The following is a 23,271-nucleotide window of genomic DNA, read 5'->3' on the forward strand; positions in this document are numbered from 1 at the left end:
GTGCCCGAGGGGACGGTTCCGGAGCGAGAGCACCGACTGCTTGCCGCGGATGGCAGGGACTTTCAGATCTTGTTGTCATGCAAAACGCTGTAAGATCGGGCACCTGTGCGGCGTCTGCGGTGCTATGCTGCCTCGCGTTGTCATCGGGTGCGGCTCGTGTCTCGTCGCTTGATCGTGTGCGGCACGTTGCGATTCCGGTGCGAACAGGCTGTCTACGCGGGTCTCAGTGTAACGAGACGTAACGAGGGTACGCGCGAAGGCGGTTTGTGCATCAGTTATTACAAACGTGAAATATGCGGTGCGCGAGGCTGCGCTATATTGCATCCAACAAAATCAATCGCAAAAAGGTGAGTCCATGAAGTTCGCTCGTGTTCTTGCAATGCTCGTCGGGGGCCTGGCCATTGGTGCATCGAGCGCCGCGATGGCGGGCGTGAGCGTTGGCGTCAACATCGGCATTCCGGCCCCGGTTTATGTCGCGCCGGCCCCGGTCTATGCCCCGCCGCCGCCTCCGGTGGTCTATCAGCCCGCACCGGTCTATGCCGCGCCGGCGATCTACATCGGCTGGCATGGCGACCGCTACTGGGACGGCCGTCGCTACTGGAACCGTGGCGACTGGAACCGCTATCACGGTGGCCCCGGCTGGCACGGCGGCGGCCCGGGCTGGCACGGTGGCCCGCCCCCGGGACACTGGCACTAAGCTGCCGCGAAGCCGGTATCGCGCACGCGCTGCGTGCGTAGCCGCAAAAGAAAAGCCGCTCCATGGAGCGGCTTTTTCGTGTCTGCCGTTGCACGCACAATGAGGCGCGTGCTGCGCAGGCGGTGCGCGCGAGTCGTCGCGTCGTTAATCGCGCGCGCCGGTAATCGTCCTTATTCGCCGATGCCGGCCATGCCGCCCACCACGGCGTTGAAGCCCGAATCCACGTGCACGATTTCGGCGGTCACGCCGCCCGCGAGGTCGGAGAGCAGGAACGCGGCCGTGTTGCCGACCTGCTCGATCGTGACGTTGCGATGCAGCGGCGCGTTCTGCTCGACGAAGTCGAGAATCTTGCCGAAGCTCTTGATGCCGCTTGCCGCAAGCGTCTTGATCGGGCCGGCCGAAATGCCGTTCACGCGCACGCCCTTGCCGCCGAGCGAGACCGCGAGATAGCGCACGCTCGCTTCGAGCGAGGCTTTCGCGAGGCCCATCGTGTTGTAGTTCGGAATCGCGCGCTCGGCACCGAGGTAGGTGAGGGTGAGGAGCGAGGCGTTATCGGATAGCATCGGCTGGGCCGCCTTTGCGAGCGCCGGAAAGCTGTAGGCCGAAATGTCGTGCGCGATGCGGAAGTTCTCGCGCGTCATGCCGTCGAGGAAGTCGCCGGCAATCGCCTCGCGCGGCGCGAAGCCGATCGAGTGGACGAGGCCGTCGAGCGTGCCCCAGTGCTGCTTGAGGTCGGCGAAGAGGGCTTCGATCTGCGCGTCGTCGGCCACGTCGCAGGGGAACACGAGGTTGCTGCCGAATTCGGTCGCGAACTCGGTGATGCGGTCCTTGAAGCGGTCGCCGACGTACGTGAACGCCAGCTCCGCGCCTTCGCGTTTGCAGGCCTGCGCAATGCCGTATGCGATCGAACGGTTCGACAGCAGGCCGGTCAGCAGGATGCGTTTGCCAGCGAGGAAGCCCATGGATTCTCCTAATCAGGTCAATGCGTCGCGCACCGCCAAATGCGGCGCGGCGTGGTTTGTTGGGTAGAATTCTCTCACAATTGATACGGCTCACCGGACAAATCCCTCTACATGACGACAGGAACGCCTGGCAGGGCAGCACGCGCGGGGCGCACGCAGACGGTTGCGGCGCGGCTTTTTGCGTGGATGCGCCAGCGGGCGCGGCATGGCGCGATCCAGGGCGCGGCGTGCGCGCTGATGCTGGCGGCCATGCCCTCGGCGCATGCGGTGTACGCGATCGCGCAGTACGGCGAGCCGAAGTACCCCGCCGACTTCCGGCATTTCGACTACGTGAATCCGGATGCGCCCAGGGGCGGCACGCTGGTGCTGGCCAATCCCAACCGGCTCACGAGCTTCGACAAGTTCAATCCGTTCACGCTGCGCGGCAATGCGGCGCCCGGGCTCGGCATGATCTTCGAGAGCCTGACGACGGGCAGCATGGACGAAGTGGCCTCGGCCTACGGGCTGCTCGCCGACGATATCCGCATCGCGCCCGACGGCAAGTCGGTGACGTTCCATCTGAATCCGCGCGCGCGTTTCTCGAACGGCGACACCGTGACCGCCGCCGACGTCAAGTTCTCGCTCGACACATTGAAGAGCCCGCAGTCCGCGCCTTCGATGCAGGCCTACTTCAGCGACATCGTGCGCGCGGTGGTGGTCGATGCCGCGACGATCCGCTTCGAGTTCCGCACGAACAACCGCGAGCTGCCGTTCATCGCGGGCGGCATGCCGGTGTTCTCGCACAAGTGGGGGCTGCGCGCGGACGGCAGCCGCATTCCCTTCGATCAGCTCGCCTTCGAGCAGCCCATCGGCAGCGGTCCCTACCTGATCGAAAGCTATTCGAACGGCCGCACGATCTCCTACCGGCTCGACCCGAACTACTGGGGCAAAGACTTGCCGGTGCGCGTGGGTACCAACAATTTCGCGCGCATCACCTACAAGCTTTATTCCGACGATGTTGCGCGCCTCGAAGCGTTCAAGGCCGGCGAGTACGACGCGCTCGTCGAAAACGTCGCGCGTAACTGGGTGCGGCGCGACGTGGGCAAGCGCTTCGACAGCGGCGAGCTCGTCAAGCGCGAGTTCCCCCAGCACAACGGCACGGGCATGCAGGGCTTCGTGCTGAACGTGCGCAAGCCGATGTTCCAGGACGTGCGCGTGCGCGAGGCGCTCGACCTCGCGCTCGACTTCCAGTGGCTCAACCGCATGCTGTTCTATAGCCAGTACACGCGGCTCGACAGCTGGTTCGCGAACACCGTGTTTCAGGCGAAGGGCCTGCCCTCGCCGGGCGAACTCGCGCTGCTCGATCCGTGGCGCAAAGAGCTCGACCCCGCCGTGTTCGGGCCGCCGCCGGTGCAGCCCGATACCGACCCGCCCGATTCGCTGCGCGCGAACCTGCTCAAGGCGCGCGCGCTGCTTGCCGAGGCGGGCTGGACCTACCGCGACGGCGCGCTGCGCAACGCTCAAGGGCAGCCCTTCGCGTTCGAGGTGCTCGACGACTCGGGCGGCGCTTCGCAATGGGCGCCGATCATGGCGCAGTACACGCGCGCGCTCGCGCGCCTCGGGATCCGCGTGGACTATCGCACGGTCGATTTCGCGCTCTATCAGAAGCGCCTCGACGCCTTCGACTTCGACGTGACGACGATCCGCTTTCCCGACGTGCAGGTGCCGGGCACGGAAGAGCTCGACCGCTTCAGCAGCAAGGCCGCCGACGAGTCCGGCTCGGGCAACCTGATCGGCCTGAAGTCGCCGGCCGTCGATGCGATCCTCAAGGCCCTCGTGCAGGCGCAGACGCTCCAGCAGCTGCTCGACGCCTCGCATGCGCTCGACCGGGTGCTGATGCATGGCTACTATGTGGTGCCCCAGTGGTACAGCTCGACGCACCGCGTGGCCTACCGCAACACCCTGGCTTATCCGGCGAAGCTGCCGCTGTACTATGACGCGACGGACTGGATCCTTTCGGCGTGGTGGTTCAAGCCGCAGCCGGCCACCCCGAACCCGCAGCATTGACGGGATGCGCGCCGGCGCCGCCTGGGCCGCGCGCTCCCCACTCACGGACGCATAGATCATGTGGAGCTACATCGCCAAACGCCTGCTGCTGATGATCCCGACGCTGCTCGGCGTGCTCACGCTCACCTTCGCCGTGATCCAGTTCGTGCCGGGCGGCCCCGTGGAGCAGGCCGTGCGCGAGATGCGCCGCGGCTCGGAGCAGGGCATGCCGTTCGGCATGCGCGCGCATACGGGCGTGGACGCGCAGCAGATCGCGCAACTGAAGGCGCTCTACGGCTTCGACAAGCCGCCGCTGCAGCGCTACTTCCTCATGCTCGACCGCTTCGCGCACTTCGACCTCGGGCAGAGCTACTTCCACCACCAGAGCGTATGGTCGCTGATCGTCTCGAAGCTGCCGGTGTCGATCAGCATCGGTCTCTGGACCTTCTTTCTCACCTATCTGATATCGGTGCCGCTGGGCATTGCGAAAGCGGTGCGCAACGGCTCGAACTTCGACCTCGTGAGCAGCCTGATCGTGCTGTTCGGCTATGCGATTCCCGGCTTCGTGCTGGGCGTGCTGCTGCTCGTGCTGTTCGGCGGCGGCACCTTTCTGCAGATCTTCCCGCTGCGCAACCTCACGTCCGACGACTGGGACACGCTCTCGTGGGGCCGCAAGATTCTCGACTACCTGTGGCACATCACGCTGCCTGTGACGGCTTCGGTGGTGGGCAGCTTCGCGGTGACGACGATGCTCACGAAGAACGCGTTCCTCGACGAGATCCGCAAGCAGTATGTGATGACCGCGCGCGCGAAAGGGCTCTCCGAGCGCACCGTGCTCTGGAAGCACGTGTTCCGCAATGCCATGCTGCCGCTCGTGGTGGGCTTTCCGGCCGCCTTCATCGGCGCGTTCTTCACGGGCAGCCTGCTGATCGAGACGCTCTTTTCGCTCGACGGCCTGGGGCTGCTTTCCTACGAGTCGGTCGTACGGCGCGACTATCCCGTCGTGCTCGGCACGCTCTATCTCTTCACATTGATCGGACTGCTGACGAAACTGATTTCCGATCTGTGCTACGTGTGGGTCGATCCCCGCATTCAATTCGAACAACTGGAGCGCTGAGTTGAACCGAGCCCGTGCCGGCCTCGAGCCCGAACTGCGCACCGAGTCCGTTGCCGCCTTCAAGTCGCCCACGCCCGCGCGGCGCGTGTGGGCGCGTTTCAGGCAGCAGCGGCTCGGCTACTGGAGCCTGATCGTGTTTGTCGTCGCCTTCGCGGCGAGCCTCGCGGGGCCGCTCTGGTGCAACGACAAGCCGCTCGTCGTACGCTACGACGGGCATCTGTATTTCCCGCTCTTCAAGGCGTATCCGGAGACGACCTTCGGCGGCGACTTCCCGACGCCCGCCGACTATCTCGACCCGTATATCCGCCATCGCTTCGATGCTCCCGGCAACTTCGCGATCTATCCGCCGAACCCGTACTACTACGACACGCTCAACTACTTCTCGAAGGTGCCGAACCCGGCGCCGCCTTCGCGCCAGAACTGGCTCGGCACCGACGCGAGCGGGCGCGACCTGTTCGCGCGGCTGCTCTACGGCTTTCGCGTGTCGGTGGAGTTCGCGCTGGTGCTGACCGCGATCGGCACGCTGCTCGGGGTGCTGGCGGGCGCGGTGCAGGGTTACTTCGGCGGCAAGACCGATATCGTGGGGCAGCGGCTCATCGAGATCTGGAGCGCGATGCCGGAACTCTATCTGCTCATCATTTTCGCTTCGATCTTCGAGCCGGGCTTCATCCTGCTGATCGTGCTGCTCTCGCTGTTCGGCTGGATCGGCCTGTCCGACTACGTGCGCGCGGAGTGCCTGCGCAACCGCAACCAGGACTACGTGCTCGCCGCGCGCGCGATGGGCCTCTCGAACTGGCAGATCATCTGGCGCCACGTGCTGCCCAACAGCCTCACGCCCGTCATCACTTTCCTGCCGTTTCGCATGAGCGGGTCGATTCTCGCGCTCACGAGCCTCGATTTTCTCGGCCTGGGCGTGCCGCCGCCCACGCCGAGCCTCGGCGAGCTGCTCGCGCAGGGCAAGGCGAATCTCGACGCATGGTGGATCGCCATGTCCACGTTCAGCGTGCTGGTGCTCACGCTGCTCCTGCTCACGTTCATGGGCGATGCGCTGCGCAACGCGCTCGACACGCGCATTGCCGATGCCATGAAGGCAGGAGGCAACCAGCAATGAGCGCACTGCCGGAAACCTTCGAAACGCCGCTGCTCGCCATCGAGCGCTTGTCGGTGCGTTTTGGCGAGACGCTCGCGGTGGACGACGTATCGCTCGCGATCGGGCGCGGCGAGCGCGTGGCGCTCGTGGGCGAGTCGGGCTCGGGCAAGACCGTGACGGCGCTCGCGGTGCTGCGCCTGTTGCGCGACGCCGAACTGTCGGGCGCGATCCGCTTCAATGGCGACGATCTGCTCGCGAAGAGCGAGCGTGCGATGCGCGGCCTGCGCGGCAGCGACATCGGCATGATCTTCCAGGAGCCGATGACGGCGCTCAATCCGCTCTATACGATTGGCGAGCAGATTGCCGAGACCATCATGGTCCACGACCGGGTGACGAAGAAGGAGGCCTACGCGCGCGCCGTCGGGCTGCTCGAGCGCACGGGCATACCGGAGCCGCAGCGGCGCATCGCCAGCTATCCGCACCAGCTTTCGGGCGGGCAGCGGCAGCGCGTGATGATCGCCATGGCGCTCGCGTGCCGGCCGCGCCTCTTGCTCGCCGACGAGCCCACCACGGCGCTCGACGTGACGATCCGCGGCCAGATCGTCGATCTGCTGCTCGAACTGCAGCGCGACGAAGCGCGCAAGCCCGGCGGCGGCATGGCGGTGCTGCTCATCACGCACGACCTGAATCTCGTGCGCCGCTTCGCGCAGCGGGTCGCGGTGATGGAGAAGGGCAAGCTCGTCGAAGCCGGCACCGTCGAGCAGATTTTCGAGGCGCCGCAGCACCCCTACACGCAGCGGCTCATCGCGAGCCGGCCGGAGCGCCACGTGCTGCCGGTGCTGCCGCTGGCCCCCGTGCTGCTGGAGGCGAAGGCGGTCATGGTCGATTTCGCCACGAAGCTGCCGGGCTTCACCGGCTGGTGGCGCAAGGGGCGCTTTCGGGCCGTGAACGATGCGAACGTTTCGGTGCGGCAGGGCGAGACGCTCGGGATCGTCGGCGAATCCGGATCGGGAAAGACGACGCTCGCGATGGCCATGCTGGGCCTGCAACGGATCGCGGGCGGCCAGATCGAGTTCCAGGGGCGGCCGCTCGGGAGCTATCAGGGGCACGGCAAGCTCGAATTGCGCTCGCATCTGCAGGTGGTCTTTCAGGACCCCTTCAGCTCGCTTTCGCCGCGGCAGACCATCGAGCGCATTGTCGGGGAAGGGCTCGCGCTGCACCGGCCGGACCTGAGCGCCGAGGAGCGCAGAAAGCGCATCGTTGCCACCCTGCGCGAAGTCGGGCTCGACCGCACGGTGCTGCAGCGCTATCCGCACGAGTTCTCGGGTGGCCAGCGCCAGCGCATTGCGATTGCCCGCACGCTCGTACTGGAGCCGCGCGTCCTTGTCCTCGATGAACCCACCAGCGCGCTCGACGTCTCGATCCAGCAACAAGTGTTGCGCCTGCTCACGGAACTGCAACGCAAATACAACCTGGCCTACGTCTTCATCAGCCACGACCTCGAAGTGATCGGCGCGATGGCGCACCGGGTCGCGGTGATGCAGAACGGGGCGATCGTCGAAGCCGGCGACGTCGCGAAAATATTCGATGATCCCACGCACCCTTACACACGTAAGCTATTGAAAGCGGCGTTGACTTCATGACATTCACCAAACATTCACCAATGATGTGCGTATCGCGATTGTATTTTTCTATTTGTTTTGACACACAAATACTTACTGGCTAGTATCGTCCAAACTTTTCACTAACCCCCTGATTCGCGGGCAATTTCTACCGACCAATGCAGCACCGATACTTGACCCAGGCTTGCACGCGCGTCGTTGCCGGGATGTTCATCGGCGTACTGATGGCCGCGGCTCCCGGCGCGTTCGCCGACGAAGTAAGCAGCTTTAACCAGAATGCCTCATTTTCGCCGAATAGCACGACTAATTCGGCGAACTCGCAACTTCCCCAGGCTTCCCAGATTCCGCAGGCAACTTCCGCCACGGCTCAGGCCGCGACCACCCAGGCGACCCCGGCTGCGGCCGACGGCGGCGCCCGGTCGTTCCTCTCGGGCATGGCCGGCAAGGCCGGCGACGTGGTGGTGGGCGCCCTCAACATGATCGGCGTGCGTTACCGCTGGGGCGGCAACACGCCCGATTCCGGCCTCGACTGCAGCGGCTTCGTGCGCTACGTGTTCCAGGACACGCTGGGCCTCTCGCTGCCGCGCCGCGCCGAGGAAATGAGCCGTGTGGGCGAGAAGGTCAGCATGAGCAACCTGAAGCCGGGCGACCTCGTGTTCTTCAACACGATGCGCCGCACGTTCTCGCACGTGGGTATCTATATTGGCGACAACAAGTTCGTGCACTCGCCGTCCACCGGCAGCACGATCCGTGTCGACGACCTGGACGACGGCTACTGGGAAAAGCGCTTCACGGGCGCCCGCCGTGTCGAAACCTCGTTCACGCCGCAACAGCAGCAGGACCTCAAGCAGCGCGTGAGCGTTCAGCTTAACGGCAACACCGGCGACGACAACTGATCGCGCCGCCCAGGTCTTCAAGGAAAGCCTGCTTCGTCTGAAGCGGGCTTTTTCGTTTTCGGCTTTCCTTGTTGTTCGTGACTTGCTTGCAGGTGCGTTTGCCTTCGCGGGCCAGACTCGGCCCGCACTGTCTCAAACCGTCGCCATGCGCGCGGCCGCCAGCTTGCGCTCCAGCTCCGGCATCATCTTCGCCACCGCTTCCTCGCCCGCGAGGATCGCCGCGTTGCGCTGACCGAAATCGCTGCCCGACATGGCGTTCAGGTTCGGGCGGATCACGACGTCGGCGTACTTCTCCAGTTCGTAGGTCTTGATCGTCTGACCCATGATCGTGAAGGTCTGCATCAGCACGTCGAACTGGCTCAGCGTCGAAGCGCTTTCCGGGCGCGCGGAAATATCCACGGCGATCACGAAGTCGGCGCCCATCTTGCGCGCGAAGGAAGCCGGCACCGGGCTGACCAGGCCGCCGTCCACGTACTCGTGACCCGCGATCTTCACCGGGTCGAAAATCGACGGCAGGCTGCACGACGCGCGCACGGCAATGCCCGTGTTGCCGCGCTGGAACAGGATGGGCTGTCCGCTATGCAGGTCTGTGGCGACGATGCCGAGCGGCCTGGCCATCTTCTCGATCGGCCGGTCGTGCAGCGTGGTGTTCAGGTAGTTCTGCAGCGCGACACCGTGCAGGAAGCCGCGCGTGGCGAAGGGCATGGCCCAGTCGCTGATGGAGGCCTCGTCCATCGTCAGCGCGAGCTTGTTGATGGCGAAACCGTTCATGCCCGAGGCGTAGAGCGCGGCGACAACCGAACCGGCGCTCGTGCCCGCGACGAGATCGACCTGGATATTGCGGGCTTCGAGCGCCTTGATCACGCCGATGTGCGAGAAGCCGCGCGCGGCGCCGCCGCCGAGGGCGAGGCCCACGCGGATCGGCCGCTGAGGCTTGGCCACGGGCGGCGGTGCGGTGTTCGCGGTGACGGGCGGGGCCACTTGCGCGGTCTGCGTGCCTGCGCTCGTGCAGGCCGCAAGAACGGTGGAAGCGGCGGCGAGCGAAAAGCTGCGCCGGCTCAGCGAGGGCGATGACGGCTTCGAATCGGGATTCAGGCGGGACTTCAAACAGGTTCTCCATCCGGCGCCGCGCGGCTACCACGTTGCGAGGCGCGATCCCGGGATCGCACGCTGCAAGGCAGCCCGCGTGCCGCAGTCTTCTAGCGCCGGCGTTGCCTCGCAGCCTTGGCCGGCGTTCCCGGTTTGCAACCCCGGTTCGCCGACTCAGCAGGCAACCCCACGCTGCGCCGGGCGACGGATGCGGCGCGCCGACATCATAAGACAAAGCCGCTCGGGAATTCGAAACGCGCTTGTAACGCGATGTGTCGGCGGATTTCCGGTGCGAACGCGATCCGGGCCGCGCCGAATCTCGACTCGCCCCGGGCCCGCACCCACCACGACCGGGCCGGGCCGAACGCGCCGTCGGCGGGTATAATCCGGTCTCTATTTTCCCGGTTTTTCCGTTCGCGCCGCGCCGTGTTCCGCAGCATTGCGCACTGTGCGCCCGCTGCGCCTCACGCCACACTCGCGCCGCGAACGCCGCCTGTGCGGCGCGCACTTGAACCGCGCGCCGGCATCGATTTCGAGTAATCGCCCATGACCACGACTCCCGTCCGTACCCGCTTTGCGCCGAGCCCGACCGGCTTCATCCACCTCGGCAATATCCGCTCCGCGCTGTATCCCTGGGCGTTCGCGCGCCACAACAAAGGCGCCTTCGTGCTGCGGATCGAGGACACCGACGTCGAACGTTCGACGGCCGCATCGGTCGATGCGATCCTCGAAGGCATGGCGTGGCTCGAACTCGATTTCGACGAAGGTCCGTTCTATCAGATGCAGCGCATGGACCGCTATCGCGAAGTGCTCGCGCAGATGCGCGAGCAGGGGCTCGTGTACCCGTGCTACATGTCCACCGAGGAACTCGACGCGCTGCGCGAGCGCCAGCGCGCCGCCGGCGAAAAGCCGCGCTACGACGGCACGTGGCGCCCGGAACCGGGCAAGGTGCTGCCCACGCCGCCTGCCGGCGTCGAGCCGGTGCTGCGCTTTCGCAACCCCCTCACGGGCGTAGTGGCGTGGGACGATGCCGTGAAAGGCCGCATCGAGATCTCGAACGAAGAACTCGACGACCTCGTCATCGCGCGCCCCGACGGTACGCCGACCTACAACTTCTGCGTCGTGGTGGACGACCTCGACATGAAGATCACGCACGTGATCCGCGGCGACGACCACGTGAACAACACGCCGCGCCAGATCAACATCCTGCGCGCCCTCGGCGGCGAGCCGCCGGTGTACGCGCACCTGCCGACCGTGCTCAACGAGCAGGGCGAAAAGATGAGCAAGCGCCATGGCGCGATGAGCGTGATGGGGTATCGCGACGCGGGCTATCTGCCCGAAGCGGTGCTGAACTATCTCGCGCGGCTCGGCTGGTCGCATGGCGATGCGGAAGTGTTTTCGCGCGAGCAGTTCGTCGAATGGTTCGACCTGGACCATCTCGGCAAATCGCCGGCGCAATACGACCAGAGCAAGCTCGACTGGCTCAACAACCACTACCTGAAGGAAGTGGACAACGCGCGTCTCGCCGAACTCTCGAAGCCGTTCTTCGCGGCCCTCGGCATCGACGAGGCGGCGCTTGCCGGCGGCCCGGCGCTCGACGGCGCGGTCGCCCTCTTCAAGGATCGCGCAACGACGATCAAGAGCATTGCCGAGAGCGCGCAGATGTTCTACCGCGAGCCGCAGCCGGAAGCCGAGGCGCTCGCGCAGCACGTGACCGAAGCCGTGCGTCCCGCGCTCGCGGAACTGGCCGCGGCGCTCAAGGGTGCGGAGTGGACGAAGGAGGGCATCTCCGCCGCGCTCAAGGCGACGCTTGCCGCACACAAATTGAAGATGCCTCAGCTTGCCATGCCCGTTCGCCTCTTCGTGGCGGGCACGACGCATACGCCGGCCATCGATGCGGTGCTCGCGCTGTTCGGCCGCGACGTGGTGGTCAATCGCATCGAGCAGGGTCTCGCGAAAACGGCGTGATCTTTTTTGAAGATTTTTTGCTCCGGCTCTAGCGCCGGGGCAGGAGATCTTGTAGTATTCGGGCTCCGTTGAAAACGGTGTGCGAGAAAGTAGTCAGGCTCGTGCAGGAGCCGAGGGATCCCGCAACGAAGTTTCAAAGAAGTTGCGAAAAACGATCCAGAAGCTCTTTACATAAGCGAAATTGCTGTTTATAATCTCGCTTCTGTTCTGCAAGGGGGGTATAGCTCAGCTGGGAGAGCGCTTGCATGGCATGCAAGAGGTCAGCGGTTCGATCCCGCTTACCTCCACCAACAGAGCAGAGTAGGAAATTCTTCGCGAAAGCGAGGGTGAAGAAAAAAATTCTTCACAAAATGCAGTAAAGAAGTTACAATATCGGACTTCGCAGTTGAGTAAATGCAATTAGCAAATTCAGCGGCGAGTGCGGTAAAAGCGCAGTAAAGTGTAGCAAGGCATTATCTGAAAAGATTATGTCCCCTTCGTCTAGAGGCCTAGGACATCACCCTTTCACGGTGAGTACAGGGGTTCGAATCCCCTAGGGGACGCCAGACATGAGCGTCGTCGATAAAATCGTCATGATTTCGACGAGGCGCCAGGTGGGAATCAGCCGACGCCCATCTGTGTATGTCGAACTGGAGCGGTAGTTCAGTTGGTTAGAATACCGGCCTGTCACGCCGGGGGTCGCGGGTTCGAGTCCCGTCCGCTCCGCCAGATGAAGCCCGTTCAGGCTATAACTTGAGCGGGCTTTTTAGTTAAAGCAGTAAAGGCGTAAGCCTGTGTTGTCCCCTTCGTCTAGAGGCCTAGGACATCACCCTTTCACGGTGAGTACAGGGGTTCGAATCCCCTAGGGGACGCCAAAGACAACAGCGGCGCCAAAAGTAATCTGGCGACGCCGCCAGCGGGAATCGACCGACGCCCGCCGGTGCAAGCAGGACTGGAGCGGTAGTTCAGTCGGTTAGAATACCGGCCTGTCACGCCGGGGGTCGCGGGTTCGAGTCCCGTCCGCTCCGCCAGAAGTACGAAGCCCGCTGGAATGTCCAGCGGGCTTTTTTCATTTCTCCCCCTGCGGCCGCTGCGGCCTTTGGCCGTACGGACAAACTGCCATTGCCGGCGCGCGCGCAGTATCGTAGCGTAGTCGAAACCCGGTTCCTGGCTCGCTGCCTCTCATGTTCGCCCCGAACGACATCCCTTCGCGTTTTCAGTTGCGTCACGCCTCCATGGACGACTTCGAGTTTGCCGAGGCGCTCACGCGCAAGAACATGGGCGGCTACTACCAGCGGCATCATCTGGTCTGGCGCGGCGATCTTTTTCTCGCCAGCTACCGGGAGTCGGAGAATTTCATTCTCGAACTCGACAGTCAGGCGATAGGCGTGCTGCGCGTGACCGAAGAGAGCGATTCGCTGCACATTCGCGACGTGCAGATCGCCGAAGGCTATCGCGGCCACGGCGCCGGGACCTTTCTGCTCGACATGTCGCATCGCTGGGCGCGCGAGCGCGGCCTGCGCGAACTGCAACTGCGAGTGTTCGTCGATAACCCCGCGGCGCGGCTCTATCTGCGCATGGGCTACCGGGTGGCCGGGCCGAGACTGGCGCGGCTCGGGTCGATACGCCATATGACGCGCGCGGTCTGAGCGGCGCGTATTCGTTCGCCGTACTGTCTCACCAGGCTGGCCTGATCGGCTGGCCGGCTTCGGTGCGCGCGTCTCAGGCGTCGTTCGGACCGGTCCCGCTGGTCGAATCCAGCACCGCGTCTTCCTCCGCATCGTCGAAGCGATCGCCGCCGCGCGCGATGAACGCGCGCGGGCTCTCGCCGAACGCGCGCCGGAACATTGCCGAAAACGCACTCTGGCTCTGATAGCCCAGCTCCTGCGCGACGATGGCAATCGGCCGTCCCTGATTGAGCAGCGGAATCGCGCGCGCGAGTATCGCCTGCTGACGCCACTGCGAGAAGCTCACGCCCAGTTCCTGGCGGAACAGCCGCGCGATCGTGCGCGTGCTCGCACCCACGTGCGCGGCCCAGTATTCGAGCGAGCCCGGACCGGCGGGATCGGCGAGCAGCGCTTCGCAGAGCGAGCGCAGGCGTTTTTCCTGCGGCATCGGCACGGCGAGCGGCAGCGGCGCGGAGCGCGTGATCTCGTCGAGCGCGAGCGAGGCCAGCAGACGCTCGCGCGGGGCGCCGATGCCGCGCTCGTCGAGCGCCGCGATCGTCTCGCGCAACAGACCCGAGACTTCCACCACGCGGCAGTCGCCGAGTCCGGGCGGGATCACCGACTGGTCCACGTAGAGCGTGCGCAGAAAGGCATCTTCGACGATCGCCACTTCGTGCGTCACATGAGGCGGAATCCAGATCGCGCGCGAAGGCGGCACCATCCAGGTCGTGCCCGGCGTCGTCATGCGCAGCACGCCGCGCGACGTGTACGCAAGCTGCGCCCAGGCATGCGTGTGCAGCGCGATCCGTACGCCCGCCGCCATCGGGCGCGAGCGCACGCGCACGGGGTGCGCGTCGGTGGGCTCGAACTCGGGCGGGATGTCGGCGAATTCCGCAGCGGGCAGCGGCAATGCGGGAACGGAGTAGGGCATGGCAGTGGCTCGTGTGCGACGTTGACGGCTCGCGAATATTTTAGGCGCAATCCGTGTGCGTCAGCCGCGCTGTCGCGGCGGCTGGCGAAGAGCGCACCGGACCCGCTCCCGTTTGCCTCGGCGACCCGCCTGCCCGTCGCGGCTGATGGACGGGCATAATGCTTCCGGTTCGTTATCGCATGAGGAAAACCATCATGACCTTCGCCACCGCCGACCTGTGCGATGCGCACGAAGACCGGCTCGCCGCCGGTACGCTGCGCGTGCTCGACCCGGTGTTTCGCTGGTTCGGCCGCGCGCCGTGTTTCAGCGGCCCTGCGCTGACGCTCAAGGTCTTCGAAGACAACTCGCTCGTGCGCGCCACGCTCGAGACGCCGGGCGAAGGCCGCGTGCTCGTCGTCGATGGCGGCGGCAGCCTGCGCTGCGCGCTCGTGGGCGGCAATCTCGGCCAGTTCGCGCAGAACAATGGCTGGGCGGGCGTGGTGGTCAATGGCTGCGTGCGCGACTCGCTCGAACTCAATGCGCTCGACGTGGGGATCGCGGCGCTCGCGACGCATCCCCAGCGCAGCTTGCGGCGCGGCATCGGCGAGCGCGACGTGCCCGTGCGCATGCCGGGCGCGACCGTGCGCACGGGCGACTGGATCTATGCGGATATCGACGGCGTGCTCGTGGCAGACGCGCCGCTCGCGGTTTGAACCGGGAACCCAGGCAGGAGCAGGCAACGATGAAATACGTGTTCGTGTACGGGACGCTGCGCGCCGGCGAGATCAACGACATCCACGCCGCGGCCGAGCGCTATGCGATCGCCCGGCCGCGCCTCGTGGGCCGCGCGACGGTGGCGGGGCGCCTGTTCGATTTCGGCCGCTATCCGGGCATGGTGGCCGACGCCGGGGCGTCGGGCGTGGTGGGCGAAGTCTATGAGATCGACGACGCGCTCGTGGCCGTGCTCGACGAGATCGAGCAGGTTTATCCGGGCGTGGACGGGCTTTTCATGGCGAAGCAGGTGAGCGTCGAGGTGGACGGGCAGCATGTGGCCTGCCTCTTCTATCCGGTCGCGCACGAGGCGGTTCACGGCCGTCCCGAGATTCGCGGCGGCGACTGGATCGCGCATCGTCTCTCGCGCTGAGCGCCACGCAGCCATCCGGAAAATAACGAGGCCCGGCGGATTCGCATCCGCCGGGCCTTCGCCGTTATGAAGAGGCGCTCAGACGCGCATCAGATCTCTTCGTAGAGCGGCAGCGTGAGGAAGTCCACGAAGTTCTCCGACGTGGACATCTGTTCGAAGATCTGCGCTGCGCGGTCGTACGGCTTCGTGTCGCCGCCCACCACGGCCTTCACCTTGTCCAGTTCCTGCGGGATCAGTTCGCGCACGAGTTCCGCCGTGACCTTGCGGCCGTCATCGAGCTTGCCCTTCGGCGAGCGGATCCACTGCCACACCTGCGAGCGCGAGATTTCGGCGGTCGCGGCGTCTTCCATCAGGTTGTGGATCGGCACGCAGCCATTGCCGGCGAGCCACGAGCCCAGGTAGTGGATGCCCACGTTGATGTTGTTGCGCAGGCCCGCCTCGGTGATCGGCGCTTCCGGACGGAAGTCGAGCAGATCCTTGCCCGTCACGGCCACGTCGGCGCGCTGCTTGCCGATCTGGTTCGGCTTGTCGCCGAGCACCTTCACGAACTCTTCCATGGCGATGGGCACGAGGCCCGGGTGGGCCACCCAGCCGCCGTCGTAGCCGTCGCCGGCGTCGCGCGCCTTGTCCGAGCGCACGCCGGCCATGGCCTTGTCGTTCGCGGCTGCGTCGTTCTTGATCGGAATGAGCGCGCTCATGCCGCCGATGGCCGGTGCGTTGCGGCGATGGCAGGTCTTGAGCAGTTGCAGCGCGTAGGCGCGCATGAACGGCACGGTCATCGTGATCTGCGAGCGGTCCGCGAGGCAGAAGTCCTTGTCGTTCTTGAACTTCTTGATCGCCGAGAAGATGTAGTCCCAGCGGCCGGCGTTCAGGCCCGAGCTGTGCTCGCGCAGTTCATGGAGGATCTCGTCCATTTCGAACGCGGCGAGGATCGTTTCGACCAGCACCGTCGCGCGGATCGTGCCGCGGGGGATGCCCACGGCTTCCTGGGCGGCGACGAAGATGTCGTTCCACAGGCGCGCTTCGAGATGGCTTTCCATCTTCGGCAGATAGAAGTAGGGGCCGCTGCCGCGTGCGATCAGTTCCTTCGCGTTGTGGAATAGGAAGAGCGCGAAGTCGAAAATGCCGCCCGAAACGCGCTTGCCGTCGACGGTCACGTGCTTTTCGTCGAGGTGCCAGCCGCGCGGACGCACGATCAGCGTGGCGACCTTGTCGTTGAGCTGATAGCGCTTGCCGTTCTGCTCCAGCGAGATCGTGCGGCGCACGGCGTCCTTGAGGTTGATCTGGCCGGTGATCTGGTTTTCCCAGCTCGGCGCGTTCGAATCCTCGAAGTCGGTCATGTAGGAGTCCGCACCGGAATTCAGCGCGTTGATGATCATCTTGCGCTCGACCGGGCCCGTGATTTCCACGCGGCGGCACTCGAGATCCTTCGGCAGCGGCGCGATCGTCCAGTCGGCCTCGCGGATCGACTTCGTGCTTTCGAGGAAGTCCGGGCGCTCGCCGGCGTCGAGGCGCTTCGTGCGCTCGGCGCGCGCGGCCAGCAGTTCCTGGCGGCGCGGCTCGAATGCGCGGTGCAGCTTCGCCACGAGTTCGAGGGCCTCGGGCGTGAGGATCGTTTCGAAGCCCGGTTCGATGTGAGCCGAGATCGCCATGCCTTGCGGCAGTTGCAACGTGTTCGCCATGATTGCTCCTTGGTCGGTCAGTTCGTGTAGGTGTGGGTAGTGCGGCGTCTGCCGGTTCGTTACGCGCCGGGGCTGGGGCGGGCTCGGGCAGGGGTCCGTTCAGGCGGCGCTGCGGTTTCGAGAAAGGCGGCGAGTTCTGCCATGCCGCCGCCGGTGCCGTTGGGTGCCACGCCGAGCTCTTCGGCGGGCAGCCGCTGGCGGTTGATCCAGAAAGTGGTATAGCCGAACCAGCCGGCGCCTGCTGCGTCCCAGCCGTTCGACGAAACGAAGACGATGTCGCGCGGCGCCGCATCGAACGCGGCCGTGCCGAGCGCGTAGGCGGCGGCGGCGGGCTTGTAGGCGCGCACCGCATCGACGGACAGCACGTGATCGAAGAGGCCCGTCATGCCGGCGCTTTTCACGGCGATGTCGAGCATCTGCGGATTGCCGTTCGAGAGTATCGCAAGGCCCGGGCGCGTGCCGCTTTGCTGGGTTTTTTCCTGGTTTTCGTGCAGCGTGCGCAGGCGGCGCAGCACCGGCAGCACGTCGGGAAACGCCGAGAGGCAGGCGTATTCGTCCATCAGGCGTTTTTCGCCCGCGCCCGTGAGGGCGAGGTTCAGGCGCCGCGCGGCATAGCGCAGGGCGTCGAGCGTGACGTCCCAGAACGGGCGGTAGCGTGCGCCCGCCGGGTCCGAGAGCGTGCGCAACTGGGTATATTCGATCTGCTTGAGCCGCCAGAGCTGCGAGAGCGCTTCGCCCTGGCCGGGGAACATCTGCTCGGCAGCGGCTACGACGGAATGCACGTCGAACAACGTGCCGTACGCGTCGAAAATCACTGCCTTCGGGAATCGTGGTGCGCTTTGTGCCGCGCTTTGTGCCGTTGTGGCCGACATAGCCTTGCACTCCATCTTCAGAGGTCGGTATGGATTGTATTCATGAGTTACATCACTGAAAAAGGACGCATTGATCACTTGATCTTTTACTTTTACCCACCTAATCTGACGCTTCAGGCGATTTTTGCCGGCCTTTTTCGTTGTCATTGCTCCGCAGCCCGTTGAATGGACCGCTTCAGACAGATCGAAACCTTCGCCGCCGTGGCGGCCAAAGGCAGCCTTTCGGCGGCCGCCCAGGCGGAAGGGGTCGCGCCCGCCATCATCGGCCGCCGCATCGACGCGCTCGAAGAACGGCTCGGAGTGAAGCTCTTCGTGCGGACCACGCGCCGCATCACGCTGACCTTCGAAGGCTCGGCCTTCCTCGAAGACTGCCAGCGCATCATCCACGACATGCAGAACGCCGAGGCGAGCGTTTCGGCAGGCGGGGTGAAGGCGAGCGGGCATCTGCGCGTGTCCGCGCCGGCGGGCTTTGGCCGCCGGCACGTCGCGCCGCTCGTGCCGGCGTTCACGGTGGCGCACCCGGACGTCTCGATCACGCTCGACTTGTCCGATCGCCTCGTCGATCTCGTCAACGAGGGCTTCGACTGCGCCGTGCGTCTGGGCGAATTGCCCGACTCGTCGCTCGTCTCGCTCAAGCTCGGCGAGAACCGCCGCGTGTGCGTGGCGTCGCCCGATTACCTCTCGCGCCGCGGCGCGCCCGAAACGCTCGCCGATCTCGCGCGCCACAACTGCCTCGCTCTCGGGGCCAGCAGTGCGAACCAGCAGCGCGGCTGGACCTTCCAGCAGGACGACAAGGTGGTGTCGATCCGCGTGGCGGGCACGATGGAATGTTCGGACGGCGCGGTGCTCCATGAATGGTGCCTCGAAGGCCACGGGCTTGCCTGGCGTTCGTGGTGGGAAGTCGGCGAGGACATCGCGGCCGGGCGGCTCGTGAGCGTGCTCGACGCCTTCGCGGCGCCGCCCATCGGCATCCATGCCGTGTTTCCGCAGCGCCGCCATCTGCCGCTGCGCGTGCGCCTCTTTCTCGACTTTCTCAAGCATACGTACGGTCATCCGGGGTACTGGGGCCAGGATTGACGGGGCGGGCCCATGCGCGTTTCCGATATGGGGAGAGACCCGCATGCGTGCCTTGCGCCGGTTTTTCGCGCACTACAATCGACTTGACGGCGCCGCAGCGCCGTCCTGCCGCTGCCGGCAACGAACGGAGAGCGCCATGTTCAAGCACATCCTCGTCCCGACCGATGGCTCGGATCTCTCGAAGAAGGCGATCGACGGCGCGATCGACCTCGCACGCACGGTCGGGGCGCGCGTCACGGCCTACGCGTGCCTGCCGCAATACCCGTACTCGCCGTTCTCCGATGCGGTGATCGAGCCGCCCGGCGACTTCCAGACGCGCAGTGAGCGAGAGGCGCGCACGCATCTGCAGGAAGTCGAGGCGGCGGCGCGCAGCGCCGGCGTGAGCTGCGAGAGCCGCACGAGCGTGCATCCTTCGCCGTATCTCGGCATTATCGAAGCCGCCGAAAAAGGCGGCTGCGACGTGATTTTCATGGCTTCGCACGGGCGGCGCGGGCTGGGCAGCCTGCTCATCGGCAGCGAGACGCAGCGCGTGCTCACGCATACGAAAATTCCGGTGATCGTGTACCGCTAGAGCGGCCGCGCCTTCTTCCGCGCCGGGCGCTGTCGTTGATCGCTGTGGTTGATCGCTGTGGTTCACCCCAGTCGGCGCATGAGCACGCACGGCGAATGCCCATGCGCCTTCCGTGGCTGCGTCCTCGCTAGCTTGTTGTCTCCTCCGGTCCAGAGAGCGGGCGTCCGGCGTGTGACCCGACGATGCCGCGAGCCCGATCGTGTCCGGCCCGGCGCGCTCCCTGAACTGTCCTCCTGATTGACTGCGCCTGTCGTGGACGCCTGCGGCGCGTGCCGGACGAAACCGGCGGCCGGCGAACCCCGCCAGGGACGCGCATACCGGCCGCGGCGCCGTCCGGCGGCGCCGATGCTGCGGGTGGTCTTACGCCACCTTCTTGTCGAAGAACTGTTCGTCTTCGGTCGAACCGTGCAGGGCGGTCGTCGACGCTTCGCGCTCGACCGTCTGCGTGACGGCGTCGAAGTAGCCGGTGCCCACTTCGCGCTGGTGCTTGACGGCGGTGAAGCCCTTTTCCGCCGCGGCGAACTCGGCCTGCTGCAGCTCGACGAACGCGCTCATGTTCTGGCGCGCATAGCCGTGCGCGAGGTTGAACATCGAGTAGTTGAGCGAGTGGAAGCCCGCGAGCGTGATGAACTGGAACTTGTAGCCCATCGCGCCCAGCTCGCGCTGGAACCTGGCGATCGTCGCGTCGTCCAGGTTCTTCTTCCAGTTGAACGACGGCGAGCAGTTGTACGAGAGCAGCTTGCCCGGGAATTCCTTGTGGATCGCTTCGGCGAACTTCTTCGCGAACTCCAGATCCGGCTTGCCGGTTTCGCACCAGATCATGTCGGCGTACGGCGCGTAGGCGAGACCGCGCGAGATCGACTGCTCGAGGCCGTTGCGCGTGCGGAAGAAGCCTTCCACCGTGCGCTCGCCCGTGAGGAACGGACGGTCGTTGTCGTCGATGTCCGAGGTCACGAGGTCGGCGGCTTCGGCGTCGGTGCGCGCGAGCAGCACGGTCGGCACGCCGCAGACGTCGGCGGCCAGACGCGCGGCCGTCAGCTTCGCGACGTTCTCGCGCGTCGGCACGAGCACCTTGCCGCCCATGTGGCCGCACTTCTTCACCGAAGCGAGCTGGTCTTCGAAGTGCACGCCGGCGGCGCCCGCCTCGATCATTGCCTTCATCAGCTCGAACGCGTTGAGCACGCCGCCGAAGCCGGCTTCGGCATCCGCCACGATCGGCTGGAAGAAGTCCACGTAGCCTTCGTCGCCCGGGTTCTTGCCTTCGGACCACTGGATCTGGTCGGCGCGCGTGAGCGTGTTGTTGATGCGCTTGACCACCTGCGGCACCGAGTTGGCCGGGTAGAGCGACTGGTCGGGGTACATTTCGCCCGCCAGGTTGGCGTCGCCCGCCACCTGCCAGCCCGACAGATAGATCGCCTTGAGACCCGCCTTCACCTGCTGCATGGCCTGGTTGCCCGTGAGCGCGCCGAGTGCGTTGATGAACGGCTCGGTGTTCACGCCCTTCCAGAGCTTTTCCGCGCCGTGCTTCGCGAGCGTGTGTTCGGGCTGGATCGAGCCGCGCAGGCGCACCACGTCTTCAGCCGTGTAGTTGCGCTTGATGCCTTTCCAGCGCGGATCGGTTTCCCATTGCTGTTGGAGTTGCCTTGCCTGTTCCTGACGCGTCGACATGATGTGCTCCTTCGCTTGCCTGATTGGTAGAACCTGATAGAACCTGGTAGAACCGCCGAAAGTCGATGACTTCGCTGCGACGAGCGCCTCGGGCATGCCGGGCCTGCTACGGGGCGTTTCGTTTCGCGAAGTCTTATATAAGAGTCTAGGCAAATCGATTTAGGCGGGACAGGCGTCCAAGCGTCTTTTTGTGTGATTTTTAACGTATAAAAATCAATTAGTTGTGATATTTATCTCATGATGAGAAACGCCGTTTTCCCTATTGCAATAGGGACTGTTGTGCCACGCAGCACGATTTTTTACGAAGCAAAAAAATTTTTCATATCGTGAAATGCGCGCGGAAACAAAAAAAGACCGGCGACGATGCACCGGTCTTTCGTGTCTTGCAGCGAATGCTAACCGGGTGCGCGCACTGCGCACACCCGGTCGCGGGCCGCGATCAGCCTTCGCGACGTACGCGCGGGCCGTCGTTGCGGCGCGCGCCGAAGCCTTCGCGCGAACGGCCGTAACCGTCGCCGCGCGGCTGGCCGTAGCCGCCGCGGTTGCCGCCTTCGCCGCGCGAGGCGCCGTAGCCCTCGCGCGAACCGTAGCCGCCGTCACGCGACTGGCCGCCGTAGCCGCTGCGCGCGCCTTCCGGCTTGCCCTGGTAGCCGTTGCCGCCATTGCCACCGCTACCGCCGTTACCACTGCGGTTGCCGTAGCCACCCGGCTTGCCGCCGCCGTTGCCAAAGCGCCGGCCGTTGCCGCCGCCGTTGCCGCCGCCCGGACGGCCGCGGCCGCCGAAGCCACGATTCGCGGGCGGTGCCTTGCGCGGCTCGAAGCCTTCGACGACGTTGACCGGCAGCGGCGAGCGCACGAAGCGCTCGATGCGCTTGAGCGCGCCTTGCTCCGCGTGGTGCACGAGGCTCACGGCGGTACCCGAGCGGCCCGCACGGCCGGTACGGCCGATACGGTGCACGTAGTCTTCGGCGAACTTCGGCAGGTCGTAGTTGAACACGTGCGTGATGCCGGGGATGTCGATGCCGCGCGCCGCGACGTCGGTCGCAACCAGCACGCGCACGCGGCGCTCGCGCAGCGCACGGATCGTGCGGTTGCGCGCGCCTTGCGGCAGGTCGCCGTGCAGCGCGGCGGTTTCGAAGCCCGCGTCCGCCAGCTTGCCGGCCAGCTGGTCGGCGTCCATCTTGGTGGCCGTGAACACCACGGCCTGGTCGAGGCTCTCGTCGCGCAGCAGGTGGTCGAGCAGGCGATCCTTGTGGTCGCGGTCATCCACGTAATGCACGGTCTGCGCGATGTTCGAGTTCGCCTCGATCTTGCGCGTGATCTCGATACGCTCCGGATCCTTCAGCAGGCGCCCGGTGATCGAAGCGATCTTGCCGTCGAGCGTGGCCGAGAACAGCATGGTCTGGCGCGACTCGGGCGTGGCGGCGACGATGGTTTCGATGTCGTCGATGAAGCCCATGTCCAGCATGCGGTCGGCTTCGTCGAGCACGAGCATCTTGAGTTCCGAGAGGTCGATGCGGCCGCGCTCGAGGTGATCGAGCAGACGGCCCGGCGTGGCAACCAGGATCTCGGGGTTCTTGGCGAGCAGCATCAGCTGCTGGCCGTAGGCCACGCCGCCGAGGATGCTGACCGTGCGCAGGCGGCGCAGGTGCTTGCCGTAGGTCGACGCGGCGGTGGTCACCTGCATGGCGAGTTCGCGCGTCGGCGTGAGGACGAGGAGGCCCGGGCGTGCGACCGGTTGCGGACGGCGCTGGCGACGGTCGCCCTGAGCCGCTTGCTGACCCTGCGGACGCGGTTCGCGCGGCTGCGCGGCTTGCGTCTTCTGGATCTGCGCGAAGCGCTCGATCGCGGGCAGCATGAAGGCGGCGGTCTTGCCCGAACCGGTCGGGCTGGAAACGAGGAGGTCGCGGCCGGCGATGGCCGCGGGGATGGCGCGTTGCTGCACCGGCGTGGGCGCCTTGTAGCCCGCAGCCGTCAGCGCGGAGACGATCTCCGGCGACAGGCCGAGCGACTCGAACGACGGGCCCTCGGGCGTGCCGGTGTCCTGCGCGGGTGCGTCAGGTGCGGCATCGAGACCGAGTGCTTCGTTGGCGATCGCGTCGAGGGGGCTTTGGGTAATGCTCGAAGTCATGAAAATCCTTGGAAACAGGAAATAGAACGTCGGCGCCAATCGGCATACCCAAGTCGTCGGATTTTGCGAACAAATCGAAAAACGGGGGCAACCCGCCACAGCGG

Annotated in this window: 20 protein-coding genes and 5 tRNA genes; 18 read left to right on the forward strand and 7 right to left on the reverse strand. The window is 65.5% G+C overall.

What is annotated here, in order from left to right; genetic code table 11:
* The first annotated feature begins 355 nt into the window (after positions 1 to 355).
* Positions 356 to 697, forward strand: coding sequence for a hypothetical protein (locus BFE01S_RS05835; RefSeq protein ID WP_028224662.1), 342 nt, complete (start codon positions 356 to 358; stop codon positions 695 to 697).
* Between the two features lie 170 nt (positions 698 to 867).
* Here the strand turns inward: BFE01S_RS05835 and fabI are convergent, their stop codons facing one another.
* Positions 868 to 1,659: an enoyl-ACP reductase FabI gene (fabI, locus tag BFE01S_RS05840; RefSeq protein WP_028224663.1), complete on the reverse strand. Its 792-nt coding sequence runs from the start codon at positions 1,657 to 1,659 to the stop codon at positions 868 to 870.
* A 111-nt stretch (positions 1,660 to 1,770) separates the two neighbouring features.
* Between fabI and BFE01S_RS05845 the strand changes: the two genes are divergently transcribed.
* From BFE01S_RS05845 to BFE01S_RS05865, 5 genes are all read left to right on the forward strand, one after another.
* Complete coding sequence (locus BFE01S_RS05845) at positions 1,771 to 3,705, forward strand: extracellular solute-binding protein (RefSeq protein WP_084169568.1); 1,935 nt, start codon at positions 1,771 to 1,773, stop codon at positions 3,703 to 3,705.
* Between the two features lie 58 nt (positions 3,706 to 3,763).
* A complete protein-coding gene (locus BFE01S_RS05850) occupies positions 3,764 to 4,801 on the forward strand; it encodes a microcin C ABC transporter permease YejB (RefSeq protein WP_028224665.1) in 1,038 nt (345 codons plus the stop codon).
* 1 nt (position 4,802) lies between these two features.
* A complete protein-coding gene (locus BFE01S_RS05855) occupies positions 4,803 to 5,912 on the forward strand; it encodes an ABC transporter permease (protein WP_042337271.1) in 1,110 nt (369 codons plus the stop codon).
* Positions 5,909 to 7,534: an ABC transporter ATP-binding protein gene (locus tag BFE01S_RS05860; RefSeq protein ID WP_028224667.1), complete on the forward strand. Its 1,626-nt coding sequence runs from the start codon at positions 5,909 to 5,911 to the stop codon at positions 7,532 to 7,534. The genes BFE01S_RS05855 and BFE01S_RS05860 overlap by 4 nt, the downstream gene beginning before the upstream one ends.
* Positions 7,535 to 7,671: 137 nt before the next feature.
* Complete coding sequence (locus BFE01S_RS05865; RefSeq protein ID WP_028224668.1) at positions 7,672 to 8,409, forward strand: C40 family peptidase; 738 nt, start codon at positions 7,672 to 7,674, stop codon at positions 8,407 to 8,409.
* A gap of 132 nt (positions 8,410 to 8,541) precedes the next feature.
* On the opposite strand, the gene BFE01S_RS05870 is transcribed toward BFE01S_RS05865, so the two are convergent.
* Positions 8,542 to 9,516, reverse strand: coding sequence for a patatin-like phospholipase family protein (locus BFE01S_RS05870; RefSeq protein WP_028224669.1), 975 nt, complete (start codon positions 9,514 to 9,516; stop codon positions 8,542 to 8,544).
* Between the two features lie 528 nt (positions 9,517 to 10,044).
* Here BFE01S_RS05870 and gltX point away from each other — a divergent pair.
* The 7 genes from gltX (at position 10,045) to BFE01S_RS05905 (ending at position 13,094) form a co-directional block, all read left to right on the forward strand.
* A complete protein-coding gene (gene gltX / locus BFE01S_RS05875) occupies positions 10,045 to 11,466 on the forward strand; it encodes a glutamate--tRNA ligase (protein ID WP_028224670.1) in 1,422 nt (473 codons plus the stop codon).
* A gap of 214 nt (positions 11,467 to 11,680) precedes the next feature.
* Positions 11,681 to 11,756, forward strand: a tRNA-Ala gene (locus BFE01S_RS05880).
* Between the two features lie 179 nt (positions 11,757 to 11,935).
* Positions 11,936 to 12,011: transfer RNA gene (locus tag BFE01S_RS05885), tRNA-Glu, on the forward strand.
* An 86-nt stretch (positions 12,012 to 12,097) separates the two neighbouring features.
* Positions 12,098 to 12,174 (forward strand) — tRNA-Asp (locus BFE01S_RS05890).
* Between the two features lie 70 nt (positions 12,175 to 12,244).
* Positions 12,245 to 12,320, forward strand: a tRNA-Glu gene (locus BFE01S_RS05895).
* 79 nt (positions 12,321 to 12,399) lie between these two features.
* Positions 12,400 to 12,476: transfer RNA gene (locus tag BFE01S_RS05900), tRNA-Asp, on the forward strand.
* A gap of 153 nt (positions 12,477 to 12,629) precedes the next feature.
* On the forward strand, positions 12,630 to 13,094 hold the full coding sequence (locus BFE01S_RS05905) for a GNAT family N-acetyltransferase (protein ID WP_028224671.1): 465 nt from the start codon (positions 12,630 to 12,632) through the stop codon (positions 13,092 to 13,094).
* A 73-nt stretch (positions 13,095 to 13,167) separates the two neighbouring features.
* Here BFE01S_RS05905 and BFE01S_RS37635 read toward each other — a convergent pair whose 3' ends face one another.
* Positions 13,168 to 14,043 carry an AraC family transcriptional regulator gene (locus BFE01S_RS37635; RefSeq protein WP_042337272.1) on the reverse strand — a complete coding sequence of 292 codons (876 nt, stop codon included), beginning with the start codon at positions 14,041 to 14,043 and terminating at the stop codon, positions 13,168 to 13,170.
* Positions 14,044 to 14,237: 194 nt separating this feature from the next.
* On the opposite strand from BFE01S_RS37635, the gene rraA reads away from it, so the two are divergent.
* Positions 14,238 to 14,735, forward strand: coding sequence for a ribonuclease E activity regulator RraA (gene rraA, locus BFE01S_RS05915; RefSeq protein ID WP_028224672.1), 498 nt, complete (start codon positions 14,238 to 14,240; stop codon positions 14,733 to 14,735).
* 29 nt (positions 14,736 to 14,764) lie between these two features.
* Positions 14,765 to 15,166 carry a gamma-glutamylcyclotransferase family protein gene (locus BFE01S_RS05920; RefSeq protein ID WP_028224673.1) on the forward strand — a complete coding sequence of 134 codons (402 nt, stop codon included), beginning with the start codon at positions 14,765 to 14,767 and terminating at the stop codon, positions 15,164 to 15,166.
* 89 nt (positions 15,167 to 15,255) lie between these two features.
* Here the strand turns inward: BFE01S_RS05920 and aceB are convergent, their stop codons facing one another.
* Both aceB and BFE01S_RS05930 read right to left on the reverse strand, forming a co-directional pair.
* Positions 15,256 to 16,848 (reverse strand): malate synthase A, encoded by a 1,593-nt coding sequence (gene aceB / locus BFE01S_RS05925; protein ID WP_028224674.1) that lies wholly within the window; start codon positions 16,846 to 16,848, stop codon positions 15,256 to 15,258.
* Positions 16,849 to 16,907: 59 nt separating this feature from the next.
* A complete protein-coding gene (locus BFE01S_RS05930; protein WP_028224675.1) occupies positions 16,908 to 17,720 on the reverse strand; it encodes a haloacid dehalogenase type II in 813 nt (270 codons plus the stop codon).
* Positions 17,721 to 17,762: 42 nt separating this feature from the next.
* Between BFE01S_RS05930 and BFE01S_RS46220 the strand changes: the two genes are divergently transcribed.
* The 3 genes from BFE01S_RS46220 to BFE01S_RS05940 all read left to right on the forward strand — a co-directional run bounded on the left by BFE01S_RS46220 (position 17,763) and on the right by BFE01S_RS05940 (position 19,368).
* A complete protein-coding gene (locus BFE01S_RS46220; protein ID WP_281177390.1) occupies positions 17,763 to 17,885 on the forward strand; it encodes a hypothetical protein in 123 nt (40 codons plus the stop codon).
* Positions 17,886 to 18,797: a LysR family transcriptional regulator gene (locus BFE01S_RS05935; RefSeq protein WP_028224676.1), complete on the forward strand. Its 912-nt coding sequence runs from the start codon at positions 17,886 to 17,888 to the stop codon at positions 18,795 to 18,797. It begins immediately after the preceding gene.
* Between the two features lie 136 nt (positions 18,798 to 18,933).
* The gene (locus BFE01S_RS05940; RefSeq protein ID WP_028224677.1) at positions 18,934 to 19,368 is read left to right on the forward strand and encodes a universal stress protein; all 435 of its coding nucleotides are present in this window, start codon (positions 18,934 to 18,936) and stop codon (positions 19,366 to 19,368) included.
* Between the two features lie 360 nt (positions 19,369 to 19,728).
* Here the strand turns inward: BFE01S_RS05940 and aceA are convergent, their stop codons facing one another.
* Complete coding sequence (gene aceA, locus BFE01S_RS05945) at positions 19,729 to 21,036, reverse strand: isocitrate lyase (RefSeq protein WP_028224678.1); 1,308 nt, start codon at positions 21,034 to 21,036, stop codon at positions 19,729 to 19,731.
* Positions 21,037 to 21,475: 439 nt separating this feature from the next.
* Positions 21,476 to 23,167 (reverse strand): DEAD/DEAH box helicase, encoded by a 1,692-nt coding sequence (locus BFE01S_RS05950; protein WP_028224679.1) that lies wholly within the window; start codon positions 23,165 to 23,167, stop codon positions 21,476 to 21,478.
* Between the last annotated feature and the right edge of the window lie 104 nt (positions 23,168 to 23,271).

It is taken from the genome of Paraburkholderia ferrariae NBRC 106233 (assembly GCF_000685035.1).
Lineage (GTDB): Bacteria > Pseudomonadota > Gammaproteobacteria > Burkholderiales > Burkholderiaceae > Paraburkholderia > Paraburkholderia ferrariae.

Excerpts from the sequence above, each read along its gene's own strand:
- BFE01S_RS05835 (WP_028224662.1), top strand. The coding sequence starts at position 356 with ATGAAGTTCGCTCGTGTTCTTGCAATGCTCGTCGGGGGCCTGGCCATT.
- fabI (WP_028224663.1), bottom strand. The coding sequence starts at position 1,659 with ATGGGCTTCCTCGCTGGCAAACGCATCCTGCTGACCGGCCTGCTGTCG.
- BFE01S_RS05845 (WP_084169568.1), top strand. The coding sequence starts at position 1,771 with ATGACGACAGGAACGCCTGGCAGGGCAGCACGCGCGGGGCGCACGCAG.
- BFE01S_RS05850 (WP_028224665.1), top strand. The coding sequence starts at position 3,764 with ATGTGGAGCTACATCGCCAAACGCCTGCTGCTGATGATCCCGACGCTG.
- BFE01S_RS05860 (WP_028224667.1), top strand. The coding sequence starts at position 5,909 with ATGAGCGCACTGCCGGAAACCTTCGAAACGCCGCTGCTCGCCATCGAG.
- BFE01S_RS05865 (WP_028224668.1), top strand. The coding sequence starts at position 7,672 with ATGCAGCACCGATACTTGACCCAGGCTTGCACGCGCGTCGTTGCCGGG.
- gltX (WP_028224670.1), top strand. The coding sequence starts at position 10,045 with ATGACCACGACTCCCGTCCGTACCCGCTTTGCGCCGAGCCCGACCGGC.
- BFE01S_RS05905 (WP_028224671.1), top strand. The coding sequence starts at position 12,630 with ATGTTCGCCCCGAACGACATCCCTTCGCGTTTTCAGTTGCGTCACGCC.
- BFE01S_RS37635 (WP_042337272.1), bottom strand. The coding sequence starts at position 14,043 with ATGCCCTACTCCGTTCCCGCATTGCCGCTGCCCGCTGCGGAATTCGCC.
- rraA (WP_028224672.1), top strand. The coding sequence starts at position 14,238 with ATGACCTTCGCCACCGCCGACCTGTGCGATGCGCACGAAGACCGGCTC.
- BFE01S_RS05920 (WP_028224673.1), top strand. The coding sequence starts at position 14,765 with ATGAAATACGTGTTCGTGTACGGGACGCTGCGCGCCGGCGAGATCAAC.
- aceB (WP_028224674.1), bottom strand. The coding sequence starts at position 16,848 with ATGGCGAACACGTTGCAACTGCCGCAAGGCATGGCGATCTCGGCTCAC.
- BFE01S_RS05930 (WP_028224675.1), bottom strand. The coding sequence starts at position 17,720 with ATGTCGGCCACAACGGCACAAAGCGCGGCACAAAGCGCACCACGATTC.
- BFE01S_RS46220 (WP_281177390.1), top strand. The coding sequence starts at position 17,763 with ATGAGTTACATCACTGAAAAAGGACGCATTGATCACTTGATCTTTTAC.
- BFE01S_RS05935 (WP_028224676.1), top strand. The coding sequence starts at position 17,886 with ATGGACCGCTTCAGACAGATCGAAACCTTCGCCGCCGTGGCGGCCAAA.
- BFE01S_RS05940 (WP_028224677.1), top strand. The coding sequence starts at position 18,934 with ATGTTCAAGCACATCCTCGTCCCGACCGATGGCTCGGATCTCTCGAAG.
- aceA (WP_028224678.1), bottom strand. The coding sequence starts at position 21,036 with ATGTCGACGCGTCAGGAACAGGCAAGGCAACTCCAACAGCAATGGGAA.
- BFE01S_RS05950 (WP_028224679.1), bottom strand. The coding sequence starts at position 23,167 with ATGACTTCGAGCATTACCCAAAGCCCCCTCGACGCGATCGCCAACGAA.